Here is a 25,703-nt window from a genome sequence, read left to right as displayed (position 1 = left end):
TCCCCATGGCAACGCTTGAGATCCACGACCTGCACGTCTCCGTCGAAGCCGAGAACGGCTCGCGCGAGATCCTGAAGGGCGTCGACCTGACCGTGAAGCAGGGCGAGACGCACGCCATCATGGGCCCCAACGGCTCCGGCAAGTCCACCCTCGCCTACTCGCTGGCGGGTCACCCCAAGTACACGATCACCGGCGGCACCGTCACCCTCGACGGCGAGGACGTCCTGGAGATGTCCGTCGACGAGCGCGCCCGCGCCGGCGTCTTCCTCGCCATGCAGTACCCGGTCGAGGTCCCCGGCGTCTCGGTCTCCAACTTCCTGCGCACCTCGGCCACCGCCATCCGCGGCGAGGCCCCCAAGCTGCGTACGTGGGTCAAGGAGGTCAAGGAGGCCATGCAGCGCCTGTCCATGGACCCCGCCTTCGCCGAGCGCAACGTCAACGAGGGCTTCTCCGGCGGTGAGAAGAAGCGCCACGAGATCCTCCAGCTGGAGCTCCTCAAGCCGAAGATCGCGATCCTCGACGAGACCGACTCCGGCCTGGACGTCGACGCGCTGCGCGTCGTCTCCGAGGGCGTCAACCGCGTCCGCGAGGGCGGTGACGTGGGCACCCTGCTGATCACCCACTACACCCGGATTCTGCGGTACATCAAGCCCGACCAGGTGCATGTCTTCGCCAACGGCCGGATCGCCGAGTCCGGCGGCCCGGAGCTCGCGGACAAGCTGGAGGCCGAGGGCTACGAGGAGTACGTGAAGGGTGGCGCAACCGCGTGACAAAGCTGCCGGGCCTCCTCGACACAGAGGCGATCCGCAAGGACTTCCCCATCCTGGACCGACAGATCCACGACGGGAAGCGGGTCGTGTATCTGGACAACGCGGCGACCTCTCAGAAGCCCCGCCAGGTGCTCGACGCGCTGAATGGGTACTACGAGCGCTACAACGCCAACGTCCACCGCGGCGTGCATGTGCTCGCCGAGGAGGCCACGGCGCTGTACGAAGGCGCGCGTGACAAGGTCGCCGCCTTCATCAACGCGCCGAGCCGCGATGAGGTGATCTTCACCAAGAACGCCTCGGAGTCGCTCAACCTCGTGGCGAACATGCTCGGCTGGGCGGACGAGCCGTACCGGGTCGACCACGAGACCGAGATCGTCATCACGGAGATGGAGCACCACTCCAACATCGTGCCGTGGCAGCTGCTCTCGCAGCGCACCGGCGCGAAGCTGAAGTGGTTCGGGCTGACCGACGACGGCCGGCTCGACCTGGACACGATCGACGAGGTCATCACCGACCGCACGAAGATCGTCTCGTTCACGCTGGTCTCCAACCTGCTGGGCACCGTCAACCCGGTCGAGGCGATCATCCGCCGCGCCCAGGAGGTCGGCGCGCTGGTCTGCATCGACGCCTCGCAGGCCGCCCCGCACATGGTGCTGGACGTGCAGGCGCTGCAGGCCGACTTCGTGGCCTTCACCGGCCACAAGATGTGCGGCCCGACCGGCATCGGCGTCCTGTGGGGCCGCCAGGAGCTGCTGGAGGACCTCCCGCCGTTCCTGGGCGGCGGCGAAATGATCGAGACAGTGTCCATGCACTCCTCGACCTACGCCCCGGCCCCCCACAAGTTCGAGGCGGGCACGCCCCCGATCGCGCAGGCCGTCGGCCTCGGCGCGGCCGTGGACTACCTCACCTCGATCGGCATGGAGAACATCGCCGCGCACGAGCACGCGATCACCGAGTACGCCGTCAAGCGGCTGCTGGAGGTCCCGGACCTGCGCATCATCGGCCCGTCCACGGCCGAGGACCGCGGCGCGACGATCTCCTTCACGCTCGGTGACATCCACCCGCACGACGTGGGGCAGGTGCTCGACGAGCAGGGCATCGCGGTCCGGGTCGGCCACCACTGCGCGCGGCCGGTCTGCCTGCGGTACGGAATTCCCGCGACCACGCGAGCGTCTTTCTACCTGTACTCCACTCCGGCCGAGGTCGACGCCCTCGTCGAGGGGCTGGAGCACGTCCGCAACTTCTTCGGATGAGGACGAGGACTGACTGAGCCGTGAAGCTGGATTCCATGTACCAGGACGTCATCCTGGACCACTACAAGCACCCGCACGGGCGCGGTCTTCGGGACGGCGACGCAGAGGTGCACCACGTCAACCCGACCTGCGGTGACGAGATCACCCTGCGCGTACGGCTCAACGGTGCGACCGTGGAAGACGTGTCGTACGAGGGCCAGGGCTGCTCCATCAGCCAGGCCAGCGCGTCCGTGCTCAACGACCTGCTGGTCGGCAAGGAGCTGGGCGAGGCGCAGAAGATCCAGGAGACCTTCCTGGAGCTGATGCAGTCCCGCGGCCAGCTGGAGCCGGACGACGCGATGGAGGAGGTGCTGGAGGACGCGGTGGCGTTCGCCGGCGTCTCGAAGTACCCGGCACGCGTGAAGTGCGCGCTGCTGAGCTGGATGGCCTGGAAGGACGCCACGGCCAAGGCTTTGTCCGAGGAGGCGAAGACCGCATGACCGACGCAGTGACCACGAAGCCGGCCTCGGAGGAAGAGGTTCGCGAGGCCCTGTACGACGTCGTCGACCCCGAGCTGGGCATCGATGTCGTCAACCTGGGCCTGATCTACGGCATCCACGTGGACGACGCCAACATCGCCACCATCGACATGACGCTCACCTCGGCGGCCTGCCCGCTGACCGACGTCATCGAGGACCAGGCGAAGTCCGCCACGGACGGCATCGTCAACGAACTGAAGATCAACTGGGTCTGGATGCCCCCGTGGGGCCCCGACAAGATCACCGACGACGGACGTGAGCAGCTCCGGGCACTGGGGTTCAACGTCTGACCGGTCTTTACCTGATCTGATCTGTTCAGGCTGTGCCCGCCGGGTCCTCCTCGGCGGGCACAGCCATTTTCCGTTGCCTACGGGGCTTTACGGGCGCGCCGCGCGGAACACCTCGGTCATCTGCATCGCGGTGGTGAGATTGATCCGCCCGGTCTCGATGAGATGAGCGGGCGCACCGAGCCCCGCAACCGGGTGCGGATCCAGCCGCAAACTGGGGAACTGCACACCGACGGCACGCGCGGCCTCACCGAGGTCACACATGATTTCGCGGGCGGTTTCGGCGGGGGAGAGGTTTTCGAAGCGGGTGGTCATGGGGGTGGTGCCTCCGTGGGGGGTGTGGGCGAAGCTTTTCGTCAGTCTGTGGCGTCAACGGCACACGCGATTATCGAGCAGACCTCATGGCTGGTCGGCCGGTCCTCTGGTACGGGACTCAGCATGGCGTCAACAAGCTTGCCGAAGATGCCCGGAATCTTGACCGGTCGGTGTGGCTTGGTGGCGATTGCCTTTCGCTGCACTGTGCGCGGAGCATCATCCGGATACTCAACGTGCCTCCATCCTGTGATGCTGATGAACAGCGACGCACCGAACCCGTATACGTCGGATGCCGTTGTGGGGACGGCGGTGCGGCTGTCCAGAATGCTGCGGGAAATTTCCGGGCTCTCGTAGTGGACGAGGCATCCGGGATAGGGGAACTCCAACTCGTGCGGCAGTAAACCGCCTTGTGCCAGGGCGAGGTCGATAATCGCGGCAGCGCCATCGGGCCCGATGATGAAATGAGCCGGCTGGATGTCCCCGTGAACCCACCCGCTGTCATGCAGCGCGGCGAGTTTCGTCGCGCACGCGAGAGCGGAACGCAGGTCGAGCGGGATTCCGGTCTCTCCATTGCGCTGGGGTTTCCACAACTCGTGCAGGTCGGTCCCCGCGTGCCACGGTTGGGCGTTCCACGTGCCGTACTCCCATGTGCCGTAGACCGCAGACGATTGCAGGTGCTGCAAGATCACAGCTTCACGGGCGGGTGCGATCCCGGTCCAGTCATGTCCGGGGTGATCGTCCGACGGGGGAACGGGGCGCCCGACTTTCACGGCGTACCGCTCCGCTTCGGTACGCACGTCCCAGACAGTGGACCCGCGGCGGTTGACCACCAGTCGGGTACCGACCGGTTCGAGTGCGTGTGCTACACCACGCGGTAAAGGGCAGGGGGCCGGGGGTTCCACGGTGGTGTTCCTTTCGCTGGGTGAGCCGACCCCCACGAAGGGGCCGGCTCGTTGCCTGGCAGGTTGCGCTACACGGCGTAGGGACGTCCGTCGTCCGAGTCGCACTGACCGGCGGACAACCCGTTTACGGTCCACAGATCCTCATGGACCAGGAACCCGGCCGCCTTCACGGCATGCGCACTCGCCGATACAGCGGCGAACGAGCGGCTGAGCGGGCCGGGCCCTGCCGGAGAGTGGTGCAGGAACCGCCCGCCACGCTGCTCGCAGAATTTCGCGTACTCCCTGGTGTGCAGGATGAACGCGTGCAGCCCCTTGTCCACGTCGTCCGAGGGAACCAGGGGGATGTCGGTACCGCCGACGGATGCCACGAACGCGACCGCCTGATCGATGATCTTCTCGGCCTGGTCCCGCGACTCGCCGTTGTGTACCACGACGAAGTGCGCCAGGCGGTCGAACAGATCCTTGTCGATCAGTTCGCGGCCGGTCCGTTGTTCGGTCGCCATCGTTGTCATGCGCTGTGCTCCTCTACTTGGGGGGTGAAGCCTGTTTCGTGCACCGCTCGAATGCCGCCCTACGGCTGTGATCGCGCGGGGTTGGACCTCACTCGCGTTCGCCATCGGCGGGCCGCAGCAACCGCCGGCCGCCCAACACGTCGCAGTACTCGCCGAAATGGTCCCCGGCGGTGTCCCCGACCAACTCGCCAACGGTCGGCTCTCGCGACTGACGAGCGGCACGTCGCCGTGACGGGGTCCCCCGTACGGGGGTGTCCGCGCCCGTGCTGATGCCGGTGTACTCAGTCATCGCCTGCCCCTCCTGCGTGACGCTTGCTTGACCAGCCAACTCCCGTACGCGCAACGGCGGTACCGTTGGCGCGGGGGCACGTGTTTAAAGCCTTTAAACCGGGAGTCGGGCATGGCCGGACGGACACCGAACACCGAGTTGCACAGGCTGTTCACGGAGAGCGGTTGGACCCTTGACCAGTGCGCGCGAGCTGTGAACCGAGTGGGCACCGAGGGGGGTACGCCCCTGCGGTACAACGGCAGTGCCGTGCACCACTGGCTTGGCGGGACCATGCCGCGCGAGCGCGTACGCCGCCTCATCCTTGAGACGTTCTCCCGTCGGCTGAATCGTCCGATCACCCATACACAGGCGGGGTTTTCCGCTCCAGCCGATCAAGTGTCCGAGCCGGTAGGTACGGTGGAGAGGCTGATCGAGCTGGGGAGGATGGACGTGGATCCGTCGCGGCGTGGTGTGCTCGGGGCTGGGTTGTTCTCTGTCGCGTTGACAGTTCCTGGCTGGCCTGACGTTGTTGCCAGGGCCGAAGGCTTGCAGACTGGGAAGACCGCGCGAATCGGCATGAATGACGTGCAGATGGTCACGGCCATGACGGAACGTGTCAGTGACCTGGACGACGAGTTCGGCGGACGCTATGCCCGCCCCATGGCGGCGTCTTTTCTGATCAACACGGTTGCCCCTGCTCTGCACGCGGACGGCCCGGAAGATGTTCGTGCCGCTATGCGTTCCGCTGCGTCCGACTTGTGTTACCTCACCGGATACATGGCCGTGGACGAAGGGGAGCATCACCTGGCGCAGCAGTACTACCTCAAGGCGCTGGAACTCGCGGGAGCGGCAAACGACCACTTGACGTACTGCACCACGCTCCGGGGCATGAGCGTGCAAGCGGTCGATCTCGGACATGGAACCCAAGCCATGAGGCTCGCCGACGCCGCTGCCGCCGCGTCACCTCAGGCGGGGCCGCGGATGCGGGCCTTCTTGGCGGGGCAGCAGGCGCACGCTGCCGCGCAGACGGGGGACCGGGTGAACGCCCTTCGGTATATAGACGAAGCGGAAGTGGCGATGGACCGGGCCGAATCGCGAGGGAAGGCGTTGGGCTCGTATGATCCCGCGTCTCTTCATTACCACGTCAGTCAAGTTCGCTTCGAACTGGGCGACTTTCGCGGGGCAGTTGAAGCGTTGCAGGAATCGGACCGGGAGCGCCTGAGTGTCTACAGGCGTGACCGCGTTCACCGCCGCGGATTGCTCGCCGAGCGTCAGTTGCAAGTCGGTCACTTGGAGGCAGCTTGCCAAACGTGGAGTTTGGCGCTGGATGAATACCCCATGGTGAAATCCGGACGCGCTGACGAGCGAATGAAGCGAGTGCCGACGCTGCTGCACCCGTACCTGAGGAACTCCACTGCTCGTGACCTGTACGACCGGGCGCGACGGGCCATTACGGCGTAGTGTCACTCGCTGAGGCCGCCGTTGCTCATCAATAGTTGGCCGTTGATCCACTCGCCCTTTCTGGAGCACAGGAAGTCCACCAGGTGTGCGGTGTCCTGTGGAGTGCCGAGTCGGCCTAGCGGGCTGTTGCGGGTGCAGTGGTCCCGGAGTTCTTCGGGCATCCAGCCGGTGTCGACCGGGCCCGGGTTGATCGCGTTGGCGGTCACGCCGAGGTGGGCGAGTTCGTGGGCGGCGGCCAGGGTGATGCGGTCCAGGGCTCCCTTGCTTGCCCCGTAGGGCAGGTTGCCGACCGTGTCATCACTGGTGAGGCTGATGATCCGGCCGGTTCCCCGTTCCGCGGCGAAGCGGCGTCCGAACTCGCGGATGAGCAGCCAGGTGGCGCGCGCGTTGACGGCGAAGTGCCGGTCGAAACTTTCGACGGTGGTCTCCAGCAACCCGGAATCGACGGACTCGCAGTGGCACATCACCAGCGCGGTGATACCGCCCATCCGCTGCTCGACCTCGTCGAAGACGCGTGCCGAGGTGTCGGGGTCGGCGAGATCCGCCTCGATCGCGAAGGCGGATGCACCTTGTTCCACGAGGGCTTGGCTGATCACTTCGGGTGCGCCGGGCTCTCTGCCCCAGCTCATGCGATCGTCGTAGGGGCTCCAGTAGGTGAAGGCGATGTTCCAGCCCGAAGCGGCCAGCCGGCGGGCGATGCCCGCACCGATACCGACGGTGCGCCCCACGCCGGTGATCAAGGCGAGCGGACGGTCGGCCGGAGGGCCTTGTTCACGGGAGCGTTCGTCATGGTCGGTACTCGTCGTCACGGTCCGGAATCGTTCACGAACGGCACCGGACCGTCAATCGATTTCGCGTGGCCGCCCGCGCGCCGCGATGCGTACGGTCGTACGCAACGTTGTGTACGCTCGTACATATGGTGTACCTGACGCTCGCCGGAGCGATTGTTTCCGAGATCCTCGCGACGACCGCGATGAAGTACAGCGACGGCTTCAGCAAGCTGTGGCCCTCGCTGGGGACCGTGCTGGGGTACATCGTCGCGTTCACGCTGCTCGCGAAGACGCTGAAGACGATGGACGTCGGCACGGCGTACGCGATCTGGGCCGGGGCCGGGACGGCGGTGGTCGCCGCGATCGGGATGGTGTTCCTGGGGGAGGCGGCGAGTGCCGCGCGGATCGTCGGGTTGCTGCTGGTGATCGCGGGGGTCGTGGTGCTGAATCTGGGGGGTGCGCACTGATGCCGCGCCGCTACGATCCGGACCGGCGGCAGCGGATCACCGACGCGGCGATCCGGGTGGTGGGCGAGCGCGGCATCGCCGGGCTCAGTCACCGGGCGGTGGCCGCCGAGGCGGACGTACCGCTGGGGTCGACCACGTACCACTTCGCCTCGCTGGACGACCTGCTGGTGGCGGCGTTGCGGCAGTCCAACGCGACGTGGCTGGCCGGGATCGAGGAGTGGGAGCGGGGCGTGGACCCCTCGGCTCCGCTCGCCGACGAGCTGACGCGGCTGGTGGCGGATTCGCTGGCCGGTGACCGGTCGCGGGTGGAGCTGGAGTACGAGCTGTATCTGGCGGCGCTGCGGCACGAGGTGGTACGTCCGCTGGCGGCCGAGTGCCTCGACGCCATGGTCGAGCTGTTCGAACGGCGGACCGGCGATGTGGGCACCGCGCGGGCCCTGGTCGGGCTGATCGACGGGCTGATGTTGCAACATCTGCTGACGGGGCGGACGTTCGGCCGCGCGGAGGTACGGGATGCGCTCGCACGGGTGATCGGCTGAGGCGGCCTCGGGGACCTGAGGCCGCCTCGGCGACCTGCGCGCGTAATCGTTCGGGGCGTCGGGGCGTCGGGGCGTCGGGGCGCGAGGTCGCGAGGTCGGCGATTGTGCCCGCGAGAGGTACGACGGCGACAGCGCCCGCGAGGGGTGCGACGCGTACCGGCCACCCCCGTACGGCGCGGCGTGGCCGATGCGCGTACCCCCGTCCGCGCGCCGCGTCCCGGCGCCCGGGACCGGTTCGCCTCCATGGCCCCCCTCCGGTTAGGTTTTCGGCATGACCGATGCTGCTACTCCCCGTACCACCGGCGCCGTCGCCGCCGGGCTCGCCACCGTCACCACCGACGGCACCGTCCTCGACACCTGGTTCCCCGCGCCGGAGCTGGTGGCCGGCCCCGGCCCCGCCGGGACCGAGCGGCTGTCCGACGAGCGTGCCGTCGAGCTGCTCGGCGAGGCCGCGCCGAAGGCGGTGGGTCCCGACCCGCGCCGTGGTGTCGAGGTCGTGGCCGTCCGTACGGTCATCTCCTCGCTGGACGACAAGCCGCTGGACGCGCACGACGTGTACCTGCGCCTGCACCTGCTCAGCCACCGGCTGGTCAAGCCGCACGGCCAGAGCCTGGAGGGCATGTTCGGCCTGCTGGCCAACGTCGCCTGGACCTCGCTGGGCCCGGTGCCCGTCGACCAGGTGGAGACCGCGCGCCTGAACGCCCGCGCCGAGGGTCTGCATCTCCAGGTCACCAGCGTCGACAAGTTCCCGCGGATGACGGACTACGTCACCCCGGCGGGCGTACGGATCGCCGACGCGGACCGTGTACGGCTCGGCGCGCACCTCGCCGCCGGCACCACTGTCATGCACGAGGGCTTCGTCAACTTCAACGCGGGCACCCTCGGCACCTCGATGGTCGAGGGCCGTATCTCCGCGGGCGTCGTCATCGGCGACGGTTCGGACATCGGCGGCGGCGCCTCCACGATGGGCACCTTGTCCGGCGGCGGCAAGCAGATCATCTCGATCGGCGAGCGCTGCCTGCTCGGCGCGGAGTCCGGCATCGGCATCGCGCTGGGCGACGAGTGCGTGGTCGAGGCCGGCCTTTACGTGACCGCGGGCACCCGCGTCACCATGCCCGACGGCCAGATCGTCAAGGCCGCCGAACTCTCCGGCGCCGACAACATCCTCTTCCGCCGCAACTCCACCACCGGCACCGTCGAGGCCCGCCCGAACAAGGCCAACTGGGGCGGCCTGAACGACGTGCTGCACAGCCACAACTGAGTACGCGCGCCGCACACGGCACGTACTGCGGCCCGGTGGGAGCTCCCGCCGGGCCGCAGTCGTGTGCGGCGGGCGCTGTGGCCGGTATCGGACGGTGGCAAGCGGGGGTTTCGTGGGCACCATGGCGGGATGGTGTCCAAAGGAGCCCGGGGGAGCCCAAGGAAGCCCAAGGAAGCCCAAGGGAGTCCGAGAGGGTCCAAGGAGCCCAAGGGAGCCCGAGGAGACCAGGACGACGGACCGATCCGTGCCGGGAGGCGTCATGAGGCTGGGTAAAGCGCTCGCTGTCGGTGTCGCGGAGGAGAGCGTGGAGTGCGCCGAGGAGACGGTCGTGGAGACGGCCGTGGAGGCGGCGCTTCCTGACGAGGCGGCGGCCGTCGCCGTACCGGAGCAGGAACCGGTGCCGGCCGGCCGATGAGGCTGCGGCTGCCGGAGGAGCGCCCCGCCACGCCGCCCCTGGGGTTCAAGCTCGCGCATCCCGTGATCTCGCACGACGGGAGCCGGACCGGGTTCGCCGGGGTCTCGCTCGGCGGCGCGCTGCCGTACGGGTTCGTCGACGAGGCCCGCTGTGTGTACGGCAGGCGCCACCCGTGTCCGGCTTTGCGCTGCGACTGCGGTTTCTACTGCCTGCACACGTTCGACCAGGCGCTGGCGCTGGCGTGTGCGAGTGAGCATCGGAGAGCGGTGCTGCTGGAGGTCACCGTTCTCGGTGCGTACATCCGCTTCGAGCGGGGGATGCGCTACGCGCGGCAGCGGGTGAGGGTGGCCAGGGTCGGCGCGTGTACGTGCGGCCGGATGCCGTGCGCGTTCGCGGACGCGGGCTGGGGGCGTACGGGCTGGCGGGTGCTGACGGCGGTCTGCGCGGAGTGCGCGGCCCGGCGTGCGCGTACGGCGTTCGCGCCCTGGACGGCGGTGTCCTTCGCGGAGTTCGTACGGCGTGGGGGCGGGCCGCTGCGCATCGTCGCAGGCGGCGAGCCGGAGGCGGAAGAGGAGGACGTCGCGGAGCGGGTGGTGTCCGGAGTCCGTACCGTTCCGGAGCTGGTCGCCGAAGCCACGCTCATGCAGGCCCGCCTCGACTGGTTGCAGCGTCAGCTGGCGCGGTTCACCGGTGGGGGCAAGGGCTCGTAACCATATGCGCCGGTGGGGCGAGGCTTCGTAGCCGTAGCCGTAGCCGTAGCCGTATCCGTATCCGTACCGTACGGAGACGGAGGCGTGCTGGGCGCCGATTAGGCTGACGCGCATGCGCGATCTTGTGGCGGGAACGGGGTACCTGGGGAAGGGGCAGCGCTGGGTTGCCCGGCACGGCCGGTGGTGGGGGTTCGGGATGATTCCCGCGCTCATCGCCCTCGTGCTGTACGCGGGGGCGCTGGTCGCGCTGGCGTTCTTCGCGGGTGATCTGGCGTCCTGGGCGACGCCTTTCGCCGACGGCTGGGGATCGCCCTGGCAGGGCCTGCTGCGGGGGCTGTTCGTCGCCCTGCTCTTCGCGGGCGGGCTGCTGCTGTCCGTACTGACCTTCACCGCCGTCACGCTGCTGATCGGCGACCCGTTCTACGAGTCGCTGTCGGAGGGGGTCGAGGAGTCCGAGGGCGACTGCCCGCCGGGCCCCGGCCTGCCGCTGTGGCGGGAGCTGTGGATCTCGCTCCGGGACAGTGTGCACGTCCTGCTGCGCGCCGCCGGTTTCGGTCTGCTCTTCTTCGCCCTGGGCTTCATCCCGGTCGTCGGGCAGACCGTGGTGCCCGCCATCGGCTTCTGCGTGTCGGGCTTCTTCCTCACGGTGGAGCTGACCTCGGTGGCGATGCAGCGGCGCGGCATTCCCGTGCGGGAGCGGCTGCGGATGCTGCGCGGCCGCAAGGCGCTCGCCGTCGGGTTCGGCACCCCGCTGGTGCTGCTGTTCCTGGTGCCGTTCGTGGCCGTGTTCCTGATGCCGGGCGCGGTGGCCGGTGCGACGCTGCTCGTCCGCGATCTCACAGGGGAGGGCGAGGAAGCGGTGGAGGAGGAAGGTACGGGAGAGACGGGCGGGGTTACTGCTGCGCCGTCTTCAGGGCCGTCGCCAGCTCGCTGGTGACCTCCGGCCCCGCCGCCAGCAGCGGCGCGCGGACCGGCCCGGCGGGCAGCCCGAGCGCGTTCAGCAGCGCCTTGGCGGTGACCGTGCCGGGGTGCTCGGTGCCCGTCATCGCTTCGACGAGCGGTACGAGGCGGAGGTAGCGGCGGGTGGCCTCCGCCGGGTCGCCCGCGTCGTACGCGTCGAGGACGGCCCGTATGTCCCGGGGCGCGGCGTTGGCCACCGTGCTCACGCAGCCGACGGCGCCCATGGCCCGCAGCGGGAGGGTCTGCTCGTCGCAGCCCGCGTAGTAGGCGAGGCCGGTCGCGGCCAGCACCTTCGCGGTCTTCATGAGGTCGTACGCGCAGTCCTTGACGCCCTGGACGCGCGGGTGTTCCGCGAGCCGCAGCAAGGTGTCCGCGGTCAGCGCGGTGCCGGTTCCGGTGCGTCCGGGGATGTCGTAGAGCATGACCGGCAGGCCGGTGGCGTCGGCGACCGTCCGCAGGTGGTGGGCGACGGCCTCCTGGCCGGGGCGGGAGTAGGCGGGGGCGGCGACGAGCAGGCCGTGGGCGCCCGCTTGTTCGGCGGTGCGGGCCAGTTCGACGGTGTGCCGGGTGTCGCTCGTGCCGACCCCGGCGGTGATCCGCGCACGGTCGCCGACCGCCTCGACGACGGTCCGGAGCAGGGCCTCCTTCTCGGCATCGGTGGTCGTGGGCGACTCGCCGGTGGTGCCGCTGAGGACGAGTCCGTCGCAGCCCTCGCCGACGAGGTGGACGGCGAGGCGCCGGGCGCCGTCGAGGTCCAGGCGGCCGTCGGCGCGGAACGGAGTGATCATGGCGGCGGCGGTGCGGCCGAAGGGCGGTGGGCCGGCAGTGCCCGGAGCGCCGAAGGGCGGTGGGCCGGCAGCGCTCGGAGCGTCGAAAGGGCTCATGGAGCGGAGTCTGGCCCTACCGCAGTCTTCAGGTCTACTTAGTTGTGCTCTGGCGAATGGTAAGCAGTGCTACGGCTTTCGGTGGATTCCTACGGCTTCAGGCGTAGCACCTGCGGGTCGTGGTCGCTCGACTGGTCGGCGTACTCCGCGTTGATGTGGACGATGTCGTAATCGGTGCGACGCAGGTGGCGGCTGGTGAGCATGTGGTCCAGCACCTGCGAGTTGCCCTGGTAGACGTAGCCGTACCGCTCGCCGCGCGGCAGGCGGTCGACGAGGTCGGTGAGGACGCCGCCGCGGGTGAGGGTCTTCAGGGCGGGGGAGAACTGGAAGTCGTTGAGGTCGCCGGCCACCACGATGTCGGCCTTCGGGTCCTTGGCGAGCACGTCCTCGACGAAGCCGCGTACCGCCTCGGCCTGCTGGACGCGCTGGGTCTCCGACGTACGGGCCGGGGGCTGGAAGCGGCTGTCGAGGCCCTGGTCGCCGCCCTTGGAGTTGAAGTGGTTGGCGACGACGAAGACCGGGCGGCCCCGGAAGCAGAACTGGCCGGCCAGCGGCTTGCGGCTGTTGGCCCAGGCGGCGTTTCCGGGGTCGATGCGGCCCGGCGAGGCGGAGAGGCGCGGCTTTCCGGGGGAGCCGGTCACCTTGACCGGGGTGGTGGCGTCACCTCCGGCGACGTCCGTGAACGAGACCCGGGCCGGGTTGTAGAGGAACGCGGTCCGGATGTTGCCGCCGGGCTGGCCGCCGTCCTGGTTGTTCGCCGGGTCGATCTGCCGCCACGCGTAGGAGGGGCCGCCGGCCGCCTTGACGGCGTCGGTGAGCCGCTGGAGCGTCGCGGCCGCGGAAACGGTTCCGTCGTCGGTGGGGCCGTTGTCGTCCTGCACCTCCTCCAGCGCCACGATGTCCGGCGAGGCCAGGTTCTTCACCAGCGCCTCGGCCAGCCGGGCGAACTTGGCGGGCGGCGTCTTCGGGGAGAGGTTCTCGACGTTGTACGTGGCCACGGCCAGCTCGTCGGCGGTCTGCTCGCGGGTGGTCTCGCGGGCCGGGCCGCGGTCGTCGAGCGTGCCCAGTTCGGTGGCGGCGATTCCGTACCCGCCGAAGTTGTCGTAGTCCAGCGGGCCCGCGGTGGTGCCGGTCAGCCGGTCGCCGGTGTCGGCGACCGGGAAGGGCCGCTGGGCGAAGGGGACGAGCGACGTGATCTTGACGCGGCCGGGGTTGGGGTCCTGGTACGAGCCGTAGAGCGCGCCGCCGCGCACGGTGCGGCCGTGGCGGGGCTCGGCGGTCGCCCACAGCTCGTTGTGCGTGGTGGTCGGGCCGACGACGGAGGCGTCCGTGAGCGAGGCCCGCATGCCCTCCAGCGACTCGTAGCGGTCCAGGGCGTACGAGCGGGGGCGCAGCGGCAGGCCCTCGATGCTCTTGCCGCCCGCCGACGGGGCGTACCGGTCCGGCACGCTCGCGGCATTGAGCTTGAAGGCGGCCGGGAGCGGGTTGCCGGAGGACGCCACGGTCCAGGCGGCGTCGGTGATCTCGGTGACGGACTGCAGTCCGGCCCGCTCGCCGCCCGGGTAGTACTCGCTGACCGTGCCGGAGACCCGTACGGAATCGCCGACGGCGACCTTCGGCGTCTGCTTGCCGGTGAAGACGAAGACCGCCTCGCTGGTGGCCGGGTCGCGGTCCGGCTGCGGGTCCTGCACCCAGAAGCCGCGGGCCGCGCCGAAGGCCCGTACCGCCGTGACCGTGCCGGGCACGTCGGCGACCTGTTTGCCCGCGAACGGCGAGACGCGGGTCGTGCCCTGGATGTCGTGGATACGGGTGACCGCGGCCGAGGCGGTCTGCGGTACGGCGAGCAGCCCGCCGGTCAGCGCGGCGGCGACCACCGCGGTCAGCGTGGCGGACCTGCGCAGCGCGCGGCGGCGGGGCGTACGGATCGGTGCGTGCGGCGGTATGTGCGCGGACACGGCGGGCCTCCGGAAGGCGGGCGAGGGGGTGGGGAACAGCGTCAAGAGGGTGGGGAACAGCGTCGGAGAAGGCGCGAGCGCAGCGGAGCGGAAACGGTCCGGCAGTCTCTACGCGCGTCAATCTCTTGTGTGGTCACGGCAGTTGTCAAGGCTCGCCGGGTGTACGGGAACGGAAACCAAGGTGAACCGCCCGAGATGCACGGAATTCCGTCTACGCTGGGCCTTCGCACGAGCCGTAGTCCGCACGAGGAGCTGAACCCGAGATGTCCGCAGACCGCCCGACCCTGCCGCCGGTGCGGCTGCACTCCGACGCGGAGCTGGCGCGGGACGCGCTGAGCGCACCGCTCTTCGCACGGGCCGCGCAGCTGGCCCGCTGGGCCGAGCCCGGCGTCCCCGTCGGAGTCGGCGGCGAGCTCCTCCAGGAGCAGGTGGCCACCGCCGTCGAGCACCTCGGCCTGGCCGGGGACGAGGACGCCGACGCGTACGTCGCCGAGGCCTGGCAGCTCGCGGTCGACACCGGCCTGGTGGAGATCGACGAGAGCGAGGAGACCGCCGAAGAGGGCGCCGACCGGCCCGACGACGCCCAGGCCGGCACCGCCGCCCCCGGCGAGGAGCTGCCGCTGCTGACCTCCGGCAGCCCGCAGGACATCCTCGACATCTGGCTCGGCGGCATGGAGACCGTACTGGCCGACGCCGTGGCGCCCGACCTCTCCGACATCGCCGACCAGATCGCCGAGGGCGGCGAACTGGACCTGGACGCGATCGACTGGAACCCGGAGGAGGAGGCCGAGCTGCTGGACGGCATCCTCGGCAACCTCTACCTGCTCACCGCCCTGAACGACGACCCCGGGCAGGCCGTGCCGCTGCCCGCGCTCGCCGCCTCCATGATCGTGCCGGACGACATGGACGAGCCGACCGACGACATCCTCGAAGAGGTCTCCGAGGCGATGATGCGGCTCGACGACCAGTTCCGGGTGCTGGAGCCGATCGGACTGGTCGCCTACCAGCCGGTGGACGAGGCGCTCATCGAGGAGCTGGACGAGGACGGCGCGACGGTCCGGGCCGCCGAGCCCCTGAAGGACGAGGACGTCTCCCGCTACGGGATGGTCCGCCTCACCCCGCTGGGCATCTACGCCGTACGCACCCGGATGCTGGACGCGGGCGTCGACGCCCCGGCCGTCGGCGACCTCACCGACAAGGGCGCCGACGTCCTCCTGGACGCCCTGCCCGGCTACCCGGAGCCCCTGGCACAGGCCGAGTCCGAGCAGTGGCTCGCCGCCCGCGCGCCCGCCGACGCCGCCCGTGACCTGCTCTCCGCCGCCCGCGGCAACGACGAGAGCGGTCCGCTGCGCCGGCTGGCCTGCCAGCAGACGCTGTCGCTGGCCGGGCCGGAGGCCGAGCCCGCGCTGCGCGAGGTGCTCGACGACCGGGAGCTGGGCGGTCTGGCCCGGGTGTGGCTCGCCGAGCACGGCGCCGCCGACATCCCCGAGCCGACCCAGGACATGATCTTCTGGCTGACCGTGGACACCATCGCCGCGCAGCTCGGCGCCGCCGAGGCCGACGAGGAGAGCGCGGCCGAGCTGCGCGGCCTCGTCGAGGGCGTGGTCGGCCAGCACAACGGCTTCTTCGACGCGGCCTGGCGGGTGGACCACCCGGCGGCCGCCGACGTACTGGAGGCCATGGGCCGCCTCCACCCGGACAAGAAGGCCGCGAAGGAGGCCCGTAAGGCCGCCTTCAAGGCGCGGTCGCGGCAGGGGAGCTGAGCGCTCGCGTAGGGGACGCGCGGGCGTGCGCGCCGGGTGTCCGTACATGGGCGCCGGGTGTCCGTACGTGCGTACTGGACGCGCGCGCTCGCACGCCGGGCGTGCGGGCTCGCGCACCGGACGTCCCCGCTCCACGTGACCGGCGGGCGGCCGGAGCACTTCGGTGCTCCCGCCGCCCGCCGGCGTGTTCCGCGGCGGTGCGCCGTCAGCACACCAGCTGCGTCGTGTGGTTGAACGACGTGGACTGGCCGTTGAACCCGTAGGTGCCGCGGTAGGACAGCGGGACCTGGAACTGGCCGATGATGGTGACCGTCGTGGCGCAGTTGCCGCCGGTCCCCGGACGCTTGGCGTCGATCCGCAGCGAGGAGCCGATCGAGCCGCCGGTGATGTCCCACGGGGCGCCGCAGATGCCGGAGGTGATCCGGCCGCCCGTGATCACGTTGGTGTTCGGGTTGTAGTTGACCTCCATGTCGAAGGTGAGCGCCTGGTTGTGCAGCGCCATCTTCTGGGTGACCTGAAGGGCCTCGGCGGAGACGTCGCGCTGTACGGCGAACGCCTCGTCACGGGTCTTGACCTCGGAGCCCTGGGCATTGACGAACTGGTGCTCGTGGCCCGGCCCCTTCTTCTTCTGCGCTGCGCTTGTCATGGCTCTCCCTCAGGCTCGGTGGGTCAGGCCAGCTGCTCGGCGACCTCGACGCGCAGCAGCGTGCGGACGGTCTCGATGTGGTTGACGATGGTGACCGTCGAGGAGCCCGCGAAGAGCAGACCGACCGCGACGTTGTCCAGCGAGGTGACCAGCGAACCGGAGTCGCCGCCCGCCGAGATGTTCGTGGTCATGATCTGGTCCTTGAAGCGCGCCGTGCCGGCCGTGCCGTAGTTGACGTCGACCGTCGCGTCGGTGGAGACGATCCGCCCGAAGCTGATGTTGGTGGTCCGGCCGGTCTTCTTGACCAGGTCGCCCACCGCCACCGCCGACTTGCGGCGCCACGCGCGCGGCGCGCCGCTGAAGTACTGCTGCCGGGTGGCGTCCTCGAACTCGACCTTCGCCAGCGCCGCGTCCACCACGTTGTTGTGCTGGGTCAGCGGGATCTGCGGAGCGAACTGGATCGAGATGAAGCGGTCCAGCGTGCCGATCCGGTCCGCGGGGTCCGTACCGCCGTCGAACTTGCCCGGCTGCAGCACGGAGCTGCCCAGCGGCGCCCGGTTGGAGTCCGCCAGGACGTGGTTGTTGCTCAGGATGTAGAACTTGCCGGGTACGCCGAGGCCGGGCGCCGGCGGGTTGGTCTGCGCGCCGGGCAGGAAGTCGTACACCACGCTGCCCAGCGTGCCCGCGGTGACCTGCACGTTGCCGACGGAGAAGCCGGCCGGGCAGGGGCGCATCCGGCGCTTGAGGAGTTGCGGCTCCAGGGCGCTGCCGAGCTGGCTCAGCTCTTCGAGCAGCGGCTGGGCGAGCGCGCTCATCCGGCCGCCGTTGCCGCCGAGGCTCTGCTCCTGCCCCATCATCGACCGGCTCTGCCCGCCCGGTACGCGCTGCTGGGCCTGCGCGGAGATGTGGCCCACGGCCAGGACGTCGGTCGGGGTACCGTCGTCCATCTCCCGCGGGATCACGTCCCGTTCGGGGAGCATCGACTCCGGCAGCTTCTGCGTGACGAAGACCAGGACGGCTTCCTCGCCCGTGGGCTCGCCGTTGGTCCACTTCACGCCGTGCCCGAAGCCGACGACGTTCGCGGTCGGGTTCTGCGGGTGCATGAAGTCGGAAAGTGCCTGTTGGCGGGAGGTGTCACTGACCTGACCGCCGGTGGGTCCGCGCATCATCTCGGGCTGGTTCACACCAGACCACCTCTTCCCCGGTGGGCGTCCCGCGCGGCTCTCAGCCGTGCGCCCGGACCGTTCGAGCGGGAGCGCTCCTGTGAGCGGGAGTGCTCCTGCGTACGGGCGCGTACGGCTGCGGGCGGGACCGCGTTCGCTTCACGAGCCCGGGCCGCCCACGGCGGCGGGCTCTCAGGGGAGGGCGGGAAACCCGGCACGGACTGCTCCCCGGGCAACTCCGTGCAGCCGCGGGTCCTCCGCACTCCCTACGGGTGATGCAGGTAGGGACTGTCTATTGCCGTGCCGGGCGGCGGTCAAGGAGGTACGCGATAAATCTTGCGCTTACTGCGCAGATGCGGCTGATGACCTTGTTTGCCATGGTTTTCCGGGCCGGGGAGAATCGCTTCCCGACATCGCGGCGTTGTGCGGGGTTCAACCGCTGTTCGCCGCGGCGCGCGAGGGTGTGCGGCGCAGGGGCGCGTCCGTACCGTGCCGTCGTCCGCCGGAGGGCGGAACCGTACGGGCACGCCCGGGACAGGGCACATCGAACCCGCCGTCCAGGAGATGACATGCCGCTCACCCGCAGAGATTTCGCCAAACGCTCCGCCGTCGCCGGTGCCGGCGTCGCACTGACCGGCAGTGTGGGTGTCCTGGCCACCGCGCCCGGCGCCATCGGACAGGAGGTCCCGGAAGCGGACGCGCCCGCCCCGGCCGCCGGCGCACGCGGGCGCGGACCGGGATACGGGCCCCTGATCCCGGACCCGGCGGGCCTCCTGGCCCTGCCCGCCGGATTCACGTACCGGATCATCACCCGGACCGGCGTCACCAAGCTGGAGAGCGGCGAATCCACCCCCTCCCACCACGACGGCACCGCCGCCTTCGAGGGCCCGCGCGGCACCACCCTCCTCGTCAACAACCACGAGCTGAAGGGCCCGCGTGCGAAGTGGCCGCACCCGGTACCGCTCGCCGACGGCCTCGTCTACGACCCGGCGGCGGCCGGCGGCTGCACCGTCGTCGAGGTCTCCCGGGACGGCACGCACGTCACCGAACGCGTCGGCATCGCGGGCACCTCCACCAACTGCGCGGGCGGCCGCACCCCCTGGGGCACCTGGCTGACCTGCGAGGAGACCGAGGACAAGGCCGGCCAGAACGGTATGACCAAGGACCACGGCTACGTCTTCGAAGTCGACCCCCACGACATCCGCGCCGCCCGCGACCCCCGCCCCGTCAAGGCCCTGGGCCGGTACGCCCACGAAGCGGTCGTCGTCGACCCCAAGCGCGGCCACCTCTACCTCACCGAGGACGCCGACCGCCCCAACGGCCTCTTCTACCGCTGGACCCCGCCACACGGCTTCCGGCACGGCCGCGGTCGGCTGCGCACGCTCGCCGACGACGCGGGCACACTGGCCGCGCCCCGCTGCTACGACTCCGGCGGCCGGTTCGTCGACGACCTCTCCCGCGCGACCAGGCCCGGCACGGTGTACGGCGTCGACTGGGCCGAGGTCCCCGACCGCGACGCGCGCACCACCCCCGTACGCAAACAGTTCGGCGACCAGGACGTCACCCGCGCCCGCAAGCTGGAAGGCATGTGGTGGGCCGACGGCGGCGCCTACCTCGTCTCCTCCTTCGCCCGCGAGGAGAGCCCGGTCCGCCACGACGGCCAGGTCTGGTTCTACGACCCGCGCCGCCGCACCCTGACCCTCAAGGTCCTGCTCGGCGTCAACCCCGACCCCGGCGAGGACGGCGCCTTCGACGGCCCCGACAACATCACCGTCTCCCCGTACGGCGGCCTGATCATCGCCGAGGACGGCGAAGGCGTCCAGCACCTCTTCGGCGCCACGGACGACGGCCGTACGTACCCGATCGCCCGCAACGAACTGAACACCGGCACCGCCGACGACCCCGCGTACAGCGAATTCACCGGCCCGGTCTTCTCTCCCGACGGCCGCACCCTGTTCGCCAACATCCAGGAACCGGGGATCATGCTGGCGATCACGGGGCCCTGGCGGCGGCAGCGGTGACCGCTGCGCGGTCGTAGGGGCGGACGGGGCGTGCCCCGGGCGACGGGGCGTATGGGGCGGGCCGTGTGCCAGGTACGTTCGGTGATCGGCGCGCCCCTCCAGGAATCCCGACCGGAACGCGCACGTTGTACCGAGGGTGAGCACGCGGAGCAGCACGACGACACAGACACCCGAGACGACGGCGGCCGGGCCCGGAAACCCGTCCAGCGCCTCCGGCGACCGGGCCGACCGCCTCCGCACCACCCCCTTCTCCCTCCTCGACCGCTCCCGCACCCGCCAGGGCCACCCGGAGGCCGAGGCACTCCGCGACACGGTGGACCTCGCGCGGCACGCCGAAGCACTCGGCTACCACCGCTTCTGGGTCTCCGAGCACCACAGCGTGCCGGGCGTCGCCGGGTCGGCACCGACCGTGCTCGCCGCTGCGGTGGCCTCCGCCACCTCCCGCATCCGGGTCGGCACGGGCGGCGTCATGCTGCCCAACCACCGCCCGCTGGTCATCGCCGAACAGTTCGGCGTCCTCGCGTCCCTCTTCCCCGGCCGCATCGACATGGGCCTCGGCCGGTCCGTCGGCTTCACCGACGGCATCCGCCGCGCCCTGGGCACCGACAAGGACGCCGCCGAATCCTTCGCCGCCCAACTCGCCGAACTGACCGCCTACTTCACCGACGGCCCGCGCCCCCACCCCCAGGTGCACGCCCGCCCGGCGGAGGGCCTGCACGTCCCCGCGTTCGTCCTGGCCACCGGCGCGGGCGCGGACATCGCCGCCCGCGCGGGCCTGGCCCTGGTCATCGCCGACCTGCGCGGCCGCGACGCGATGCGGGCCGCCATCGACCGCTACCGCTCCACCTTCGCACCCTCCCCGCTCTGGCCCCACCCGTACGTCATCGTCTCCGGCACCGTCGCCGTGGCCGAAACCCGCGACCGGGCCCGCGCCCTCCTGCTCCCCGAAGCCTGGTCGATGGCCTACTCCCGCACCCACGGCGTCTTCCCGCCCCTGGAACCAGCCGAGTCAATCTCCGCCCGCGAACCCTCCCTGCCCCCGAAACAACGCGACCTGTACGAATCCGCCCTCACCGGCCACATCCACGGCACCGAGCCGGAGGTGGCTGCCCAACTCGACACCCTCCTCACCGAAACCGCCGCCGACGAATTCCTGGTGACTACCAGCACGTATGACCGGGTGGGGCTGATGGAGTCCTATGAGCGGTTGGCGAGGGTGGTGGGGGTGGCGGGATAGCGGGGCGGGCGGCCGGAGCGTGAGAGGGTCGCCGGAGCGGGAGCGGGGAGCGCCTCACGGACCGCTCCCGGCCAACTCCTCGACCGTCTCCAGCGCCAGCCGCCACGGATACCTGTCCAACTGATCACCACCGGTGCCGGGCGCGTGCGGCTCCCAGGAGCCCGGCCCGTACAGCACACGCACGCCCAGGTCACACAGCACCCGCACCGACCGCCGGGTGGCCGGGTGCGCGTCCAGCGCCGTCGACCAGAACGGCAGCGCGACCACCGGCAGCCCGAGCCCCACCGCCTCGGTGAGCAGACCGAGCGCGTACGTGTCGGCGATGCCCGCGGCCCACTTGTTCACGGAGTTCATCGTCATGGGCGCGACGATCACGGCATCGGGCGGTGGATTGCGCTTCGCCTCGCCCGCTCGACGCCAGTCACTCCGCACGGGCCGGCCGGAGGCGGCCTCCACCGCGGGTACGTCGATGAACGCGCCTGCCTCGGCCGCGGGCGTGGCGATGACGCACACTTCCCAGCCGTCGGCTACGGCGGCTTCGACCAGGCGGACGAGTTGGGACGCGGGGCCGGCGGCGCAGGCGATGATGTAGAGCACTCGCGGTGTGCTCATACCGGTACCTGTGCCCGGTTCGCCAGCGCGCGGAGCCAGGGAGCGCGTCCAGCGCGGTCACGTTGCAGCAATTCTCTGATCAGTGCGCGCGTCACAGAACGGGACCGTACCTCCTCCGGAGCGGCTTTCTCCGCGGCCAGCAGCGCACGGGCCGCCGCTTCCGTACGGCCGCAGATGTGCAGAGCGCGAGCTACGTCCGACCAGTACGTGGCCTGCCTCTCGGCCACGGCGAGCTGGGCAGGAACGACGGTCTTGGCCGCTTGCAGGGCGTGGCCTGCGTCGCCGAGTGCGAGAGCGATCGACATTCGGTGCAGCGCTACGTTGTTCGCTCCGAACGCGGTCCACTGACGGTTCGTCGCCTCTTGCAGCAGCGCTGAGGTTCGTTCAGCTTCGTCGAGCAACTCCGCTGCCGCGTCCCGGTCCTCGTCCAGCGCGGCGGCCCATGCTCCGCGTAGCAGCAGCGCGCCGAAGACCGCGACGTTGTCGGGGGCTGATCTGGACACCCGCCCACTGAGATGGTCGACACCTGTTACCGCCACGCGCACCGCCTGCCTTCGGTGGCCGACACCGGCGACAGCATGGGTCAGGATCCGGTATGCCGAGGCGATGGCCGCCGGGGCCTCGGTCCGCCGGGCGGCTGTCGCTGCCTTTTCGGCCGCGATCCAGGCCGAAGCCGCGTCGTCGTACTTGAGGAGCAGGGTTGCTGCCACGTGATAGCCATGGACCGCAAGCAGGTCCATGGCGCGCTGCTCGGGCCGTGCGGACCCGGGGCACTCGAACCGGGCGAGGAGAGCGGGCAATTGCCGTGCGAGCCGCGCGTAGCCACATGCTTGAACGAGCCGCTTGGCTTCCGCGATGTCCCGGCGCAGTGACTCGATGGTGCCCGGTTCCTGTGCACCTACCGTGCCGGTGAGAACGTCCCGGATGCCGTCCAGTGGATCGGCACCGAGGACGTGAAGCACATCGTCGGGGCCGGCGGGGATCGCTGCTGAGCCGACCACGGCAAGAGAGTGGGACACGAAAGTCCGCCGCAGCATCTCTCCTTCGTCCTGGGGACGTGCGGAAGCGCCATTCGCCTCAAGGGGCAGAGGCCGGACGCGGCGCCGGAAACCGAGAGCCTCGGGCGGGCATCCGAAGAGAGCTGTGAGTACGGTCCGTGCTGTGGGGTGGGGCCATCCCGGCGCCAAGGATTCCCACCGTCGTACTTGGCGTACCGTCACCGTCGCGTCGGTGCCCAGCTCGAATGCCTTGTCCTGGAACGCGATGACGAAGTCATCCTGGGTGTGCAGGCCGGCCCTGATACGGGCCCTGACCAGAAGCGGGTTCCCCGGTGGGGCCGGCATGGCGTACCTCCGCGTGCTGCGTCTCGGCCCAGAGTAAGGGCGCGGAGTGATGGCCGGGACGTGAATGTCCTGGCAAATGTCCTGAAGGATTGCCTCTCGTGCTGCCTCGTACGAGAGTGGTGGAAGCGGTGTTCTTGGCAGCATGACGATTTCCGCGAAGAGCAGCGCCTCCGTCTCCCTCCCCGACTGGATTCCCCGTGGAGCGGGGCTGCGAGTGGTGCGCGACGTGGCCGCGCTCGGGGTGGATGTGGTGTGGCTGGGGCTGCCGACGGGGAAGCGGGTCTTGGATCAGCTGGGTGGCAGGTCCGGGGCGGTCATCGAGGACCACCGGCGTCCGGCCGGGATGTGCTGGATGGTGCCTGCCGGTACGGCCGGTGGGGGGCGGCTGCCGTTGTGGGGGGATGCGGGGGTGGGTGCGGCCCTGTATGTGCCGGGGCTGGAGATGTGCAGTGAGCGGCTGTGGTGGCGGGTGCGGCCGGAGGTGGGGGCGCTGGTCACGAGTGCGGTGGCCTTGCGGGCGGCGGTTATTGCCGTGGAGGGCGTGCTGTGATCGGGTGTGCGGACTGTGGTGCCGTACGGAACGTGACCGTCATCGGTACCGTGCACGCGGCCAGTGGGGGTGGGGCCGACATCGGGCTGTGTGCGCGGTGCGATGAGAAGCGGGAAAGACGCCTCAGGGGCGGCACCCGCACGCGCGGGGCCGCCCCTGAGGGAAGGCAGGCGGTCAGAGCGCCGCGCCGCCCGGTTTGACCATGCCGTGGCGCGGCGCCTGGGGCCGGAGTGGGTCGTGCGCTACTGGGACGCGCGGCACGGCACGGCGATGTTCGTGTGCTGGGGGTGCTCACGCCTGCACTGGACTCTGGAGTCACGATGAATCGTTACGTGGCGGAGCGCGACGAAGAAGGGAATGACGCTCGGCGTATCGAGTTGGAAGGCAGGGGCGAGGAGTTGGCTTATCGGGTCGCCTGTTCGCTGGAGCCGGGGTGGACGGTGGCGTATGCAGGCCTTGCCTGATGCCTCTCATGCGCGAGGTGTTTCTTCCGCTTGCTCAGCGCATGGCTCGTGGGCTCCCGGCTCCAGGAACGCTCCTCAGTGGCCCGTGCGATTCCCTGCCCACACCGGGGGAATTCGGCCCGTCCACGGGCTTGCCTGTTCGAGCTGGCCGGCGAGGCGGAAGAGGCGGCTTTCGCGGCCGTATCCGGCGGCGAACTGCATACCGATCGGAAGTCCCGTCTCGGCGTCCGCCGTCACCGGCACGGACATGGCGGGTGTGCCGGTCATGTTGAAAGGCATGGTGAACGGCGAGCGGTCGAAGACGCGGTCGATCCAGCCGAGGCCGTCCAGCGTCTGCGCGCTCTCGGTATCGGCGCCCAGGGGCGCGGGAAGCTCCGGCACGGTCGGGGTGAGCAATATGTCGTAGGTGTCGAAGTGCCGTGCCAGGCTGCGGGCGACCCGGTTGCGGATCGTGAGAGCGGTGACGAACTGGGCGCCGCTGATCCGCTGCCCGTAGTGGTAGCCGGCCAGGGTCGCCGGTTCGAGGGTGGAGGAATCGATGGGCCGGTCGAAGGCGGCAGCCAGTTCGTCGAGCGAGGCCGCGAGGTTCGCCGTGAACAGGTGAGCGTTGGCCAGGACGTACTCCTCCCAGTCGGCTCCGAGGCCGACCTCGGCCTCCTCCACCCGGTGGCCGAGGGATTCGAGCAGACGGACGGTGCGAGAGAGGGCGTCGGCCACCGGCGTGGTGGTGCGGCGTCCGCCCCATGCCTGGGTGAGGACACCGATCCGCAGCAGGCCCGGGTGGCGGGTGACTTCCTCCGTGTACGGCCGGGACGGCTGCTGGGCGAAGTAGGGGTCACCCGGTTCCGGGCCGCGGATCTGGTCGAGCAGGGCCGCACTGTCGCGTACCGTGCGGCTGACGCTGCCGTGCACGGCCAGGCCGCTGAAGAGCTCGTCGAAGTCGGGGCCCATGGAGACCCGGCCACGGGTGGGCTTCAGCCCGAAGAGGCCGTTATAGGCGGCGGGGATACGGAGCGAGCCGGCGGCGTCGGTGCCGTGTGCGATCGGGACCACTCCGGCCGCTACAGCCGCGCCCGCGCCCCCGCTGGATCCGCCCGCACTCCGCTCAAGGTTCCACGGGTTGCGGGTCGCGCCGTACAGCACTGGTTCCGTCGTGATGCCGTAAGCCATCTCTGGTGTCGCGGTACGCCCGAACGTCACGAGGCCGGCGCGACGCAAGCGCAGCATCAGGGAGGAGTCGGCGCGCGCGACGCCGCCGGCCGCAAGTCGGCTGCCCAGCTCCATGCGCCGCCCGGCCATGGCGACTCCGATGTCCTTGATCAGGAAAGGGACCCCGGCCAGCGGTGTGCTGCCGGGGTTGGGCTCGTCGTCGGTCGGCCATGTCTCCACGATGGCGTTGATCCGCGGATTGACCGCGTGCGCGGCCTCGCGTGCGGCTGCTTGCAGCTCGGCGGGGGGCACCTCGCCTTTGGCCACCAGCTCCGCGAGCCCGACTGCGTCGAAGTTGACGTACTCGGTAACTCTCACTCTCATCTCCTAGCGGAAAGAGCGATACTGCTGAGTCTCTGACGATACCCAACGGTATCGTATGGAGCGGACTGGTACCGTAAGGGCAATGAGGTAAGGGGTCCCGCACCCGACCGGACGTCACGGAGCA

General features: G+C 70.2%; 27 protein-coding genes. 15 read left to right on the top strand and 12 right to left on the bottom strand.

The features are described 5' to 3' along the window. The first annotated feature begins 5 nt into the window (after positions 1-5). Genes sufC through A6A06_RS06920 form a run of 4 tightly spaced genes read left to right on the top strand, consistent with a single transcriptional unit; the run spans position 6 to position 2,831 of the window. Positions 6-770, top strand: a complete 765-nt coding sequence (gene sufC, locus A6A06_RS06935; RefSeq protein ID WP_073760149.1) for a Fe-S cluster assembly ATPase SufC — start codon at positions 6-8, stop codon at positions 768-770. Beyond that, positions 767-2,023 carry a cysteine desulfurase gene (locus A6A06_RS06930; protein ID WP_073760147.1) on the top strand — a complete coding sequence of 419 codons (1,257 nt, stop codon included), beginning with the start codon at positions 767-769 and terminating at the stop codon, positions 2,021-2,023. Before sufC ends, A6A06_RS06930 begins: the two co-directional genes overlap by 4 nt. A 20-nt stretch (positions 2,024-2,043) precedes the next feature. Then, positions 2,044-2,502, top strand: a complete 459-nt coding sequence (gene sufU / locus A6A06_RS06925; protein ID WP_003983960.1) for a Fe-S cluster assembly sulfur transfer protein SufU — start codon at positions 2,044-2,046, stop codon at positions 2,500-2,502. Next, on the top strand, positions 2,499-2,831 hold the full coding sequence (locus A6A06_RS06920) for a metal-sulfur cluster assembly factor (RefSeq protein ID WP_073760145.1): 333 nt from the start codon (positions 2,499-2,501) through the stop codon (positions 2,829-2,831). Before sufU ends, A6A06_RS06920 begins: the two co-directional genes overlap by 4 nt. A gap of 87 nt (positions 2,832-2,918) precedes the next feature. Here the strand turns inward: A6A06_RS06920 and A6A06_RS06915 are convergent, their stop codons facing one another. From A6A06_RS06915 to A6A06_RS06900, 4 genes are all read right to left on the bottom strand, one after another. Continuing rightward, entirely contained in the window at positions 2,919-3,143 is a 225-nt protein-coding gene (locus tag A6A06_RS06915) for a hypothetical protein (protein WP_073760143.1), read from the bottom strand. A gap of 41 nt (positions 3,144-3,184) precedes the next feature. Next, positions 3,185-3,940: a protein kinase gene (locus tag A6A06_RS06910; RefSeq protein ID WP_242440608.1), complete on the bottom strand. Its 756-nt coding sequence runs from the start codon at positions 3,938-3,940 to the stop codon at positions 3,185-3,187. Between the two features lie 173 nt (positions 3,941-4,113). Further along, positions 4,114-4,557 carry a glycine-rich domain-containing protein gene (locus tag A6A06_RS06905; protein ID WP_073760139.1) on the bottom strand — a complete coding sequence of 148 codons (444 nt, stop codon included), beginning with the start codon at positions 4,555-4,557 and terminating at the stop codon, positions 4,114-4,116. Between the two features lie 88 nt (positions 4,558-4,645). Next, positions 4,646-4,846, bottom strand: a complete 201-nt coding sequence (locus tag A6A06_RS06900) for a hypothetical protein (protein ID WP_073760105.1) — start codon at positions 4,844-4,846, stop codon at positions 4,646-4,648. A gap of 111 nt (positions 4,847-4,957) precedes the next feature. Between A6A06_RS06900 and A6A06_RS06895 the strand changes: the two genes are divergently transcribed. Next, positions 4,958-6,286 (top strand): tetratricopeptide repeat protein, encoded by a 1,329-nt coding sequence (locus A6A06_RS06895; RefSeq protein ID WP_242440607.1) that lies wholly within the window; start codon positions 4,958-4,960, stop codon positions 6,284-6,286. A gap of 2 nt (positions 6,287-6,288) precedes the next feature. On the opposite strand, the gene A6A06_RS06890 is transcribed toward A6A06_RS06895, so the two are convergent. Then, entirely contained in the window at positions 6,289-7,095 is an 807-nt protein-coding gene (locus A6A06_RS06890) for an SDR family oxidoreductase (protein WP_073760103.1), read from the bottom strand. Between the two features lie 107 nt (positions 7,096-7,202). On the opposite strand from A6A06_RS06890, the gene A6A06_RS06885 reads away from it, so the two are divergent. The 6 genes from A6A06_RS06885 (at position 7,203) to A6A06_RS06865 (ending at position 11,385) form a co-directional block, all read left to right on the top strand. Further along, complete coding sequence (locus A6A06_RS06885) at positions 7,203-7,523, top strand: DMT family transporter (RefSeq protein ID WP_073760101.1); 321 nt, start codon at positions 7,203-7,205, stop codon at positions 7,521-7,523. Continuing rightward, complete coding sequence (locus A6A06_RS06880; RefSeq protein WP_073760099.1) at positions 7,523-8,062, top strand: TetR/AcrR family transcriptional regulator; 540 nt, start codon at positions 7,523-7,525, stop codon at positions 8,060-8,062. Before A6A06_RS06885 ends, A6A06_RS06880 begins: the two co-directional genes overlap by 1 nt. Before the next feature lie 271 nt (positions 8,063-8,333). After that, on the top strand, positions 8,334-9,323 hold the full coding sequence (gene dapD, locus A6A06_RS06875; RefSeq protein ID WP_073760097.1) for a 2,3,4,5-tetrahydropyridine-2,6-dicarboxylate N-succinyltransferase: 990 nt from the start codon (positions 8,334-8,336) through the stop codon (positions 9,321-9,323). A gap of 259 nt (positions 9,324-9,582) precedes the next feature. Next, positions 9,583-9,738 (top strand): hypothetical protein, encoded by a 156-nt coding sequence (locus tag A6A06_RS41480; RefSeq protein ID WP_199930733.1) that lies wholly within the window; start codon positions 9,583-9,585, stop codon positions 9,736-9,738. Next, on the top strand, positions 9,735-10,448 hold the full coding sequence (locus tag A6A06_RS06870; RefSeq protein ID WP_073760095.1) for a hypothetical protein: 714 nt from the start codon (positions 9,735-9,737) through the stop codon (positions 10,446-10,448). The genes A6A06_RS41480 and A6A06_RS06870 overlap by 4 nt, the downstream gene beginning before the upstream one ends. A 112-nt stretch (positions 10,449-10,560) precedes the next feature. Further along, a complete protein-coding gene (locus A6A06_RS06865) occupies positions 10,561-11,385 on the top strand; it encodes an EI24 domain-containing protein (RefSeq protein ID WP_073760093.1) in 825 nt (274 codons plus the stop codon). On the opposite strand, the gene dapA is transcribed toward A6A06_RS06865, so the two are convergent. Beyond that, positions 11,342-12,196 carry a 4-hydroxy-tetrahydrodipicolinate synthase gene (gene dapA / locus A6A06_RS06860; RefSeq protein WP_242440613.1) on the bottom strand — a complete coding sequence of 285 codons (855 nt, stop codon included), beginning with the start codon at positions 12,194-12,196 and terminating at the stop codon, positions 11,342-11,344. The two genes, A6A06_RS06865 and dapA, sit on opposite strands and share 44 nt — an antisense overlap. A gap of 185 nt (positions 12,197-12,381) precedes the next feature. Beyond that, positions 12,382-14,247: an endonuclease/exonuclease/phosphatase family protein gene (locus A6A06_RS06855; protein WP_338015855.1), complete on the bottom strand. Its 1,866-nt coding sequence runs from the start codon at positions 14,245-14,247 to the stop codon at positions 12,382-12,384. Positions 14,248-14,510: 263 nt separating this feature from the next. Here A6A06_RS06855 and A6A06_RS06850 point away from each other — a divergent pair, with 263 nt between their 5' ends. Next, positions 14,511-16,010 carry a hypothetical protein gene (locus tag A6A06_RS06850; RefSeq protein ID WP_073760089.1) on the top strand — a complete coding sequence of 500 codons (1,500 nt, stop codon included), beginning with the start codon at positions 14,511-14,513 and terminating at the stop codon, positions 16,008-16,010. Positions 16,011-16,215: 205 nt separating this feature from the next. Here the strand turns inward: A6A06_RS06850 and A6A06_RS06845 are convergent, their stop codons facing one another. Both A6A06_RS06845 and A6A06_RS06840 read right to left on the bottom strand, forming a co-directional pair. Beyond that, on the bottom strand, positions 16,216-16,656 hold the full coding sequence (locus A6A06_RS06845) for a hypothetical protein (RefSeq protein WP_073760087.1): 441 nt from the start codon (positions 16,654-16,656) through the stop codon (positions 16,216-16,218). 23 nt (positions 16,657-16,679) lie between these two features. Beyond that, on the bottom strand, positions 16,680-17,840 hold the full coding sequence (locus A6A06_RS06840) for a hypothetical protein (protein ID WP_079193849.1): 1,161 nt from the start codon (positions 17,838-17,840) through the stop codon (positions 16,680-16,682). Positions 17,841-18,388: 548 nt separating this feature from the next. Between A6A06_RS06840 and A6A06_RS06835 the strand changes: the two genes are divergently transcribed. Then, complete coding sequence (locus A6A06_RS06835) at positions 18,389-19,840, top strand: alkaline phosphatase PhoX (RefSeq protein ID WP_073760085.1); 1,452 nt, start codon at positions 18,389-18,391, stop codon at positions 19,838-19,840. Positions 19,841-19,976: 136 nt separating this feature from the next. Further along, positions 19,977-21,077 carry an LLM class flavin-dependent oxidoreductase gene (locus tag A6A06_RS06830; RefSeq protein ID WP_079193848.1) on the top strand — a complete coding sequence of 367 codons (1,101 nt, stop codon included), beginning with the start codon at positions 19,977-19,979 and terminating at the stop codon, positions 21,075-21,077. Between the two features lie 54 nt (positions 21,078-21,131). Here the strand turns inward: A6A06_RS06830 and A6A06_RS06825 are convergent, their stop codons facing one another. Both A6A06_RS06825 and A6A06_RS06820 read right to left on the bottom strand, forming a co-directional pair. Next, the gene (locus A6A06_RS06825) at positions 21,132-21,689 is read right to left on the bottom strand and encodes a flavoprotein (protein WP_073760083.1); all 558 of its coding nucleotides are present in this window, start codon (positions 21,687-21,689) and stop codon (positions 21,132-21,134) included. After that, positions 21,686-22,690 (bottom strand): hypothetical protein, encoded by a 1,005-nt coding sequence (locus A6A06_RS06820; protein WP_199930732.1) that lies wholly within the window; start codon positions 22,688-22,690, stop codon positions 21,686-21,688. The genes A6A06_RS06825 and A6A06_RS06820 overlap by 4 nt, the downstream gene beginning before the upstream one ends. A gap of 484 nt (positions 22,691-23,174) precedes the next feature. On the opposite strand from A6A06_RS06820, the gene A6A06_RS06815 reads away from it, so the two are divergent. Beyond that, positions 23,175-23,582, top strand: coding sequence for a hypothetical protein (locus A6A06_RS06815; RefSeq protein ID WP_073760079.1), 408 nt, complete (start codon positions 23,175-23,177; stop codon positions 23,580-23,582). Between the two features lie 539 nt (positions 23,583-24,121). Here the strand turns inward: A6A06_RS06815 and A6A06_RS06810 are convergent. Continuing rightward, positions 24,122-25,573, bottom strand: coding sequence for an amidase (locus A6A06_RS06810; protein ID WP_073760077.1), 1,452 nt, complete (start codon positions 25,571-25,573; stop codon positions 24,122-24,124). Positions 25,574-25,703: the final 130 nt, after the last annotated feature.

This window comes from Streptomyces sp. CB02923 (assembly GCF_001905005.1).
GTDB lineage: Bacteria > Actinomycetota > Actinomycetes > Streptomycetales > Streptomycetaceae > Streptomyces.
Note: the sequence above shows the minus strand (reverse complement) of the source record. Positions and strands in the feature narration are given on the sequence as shown.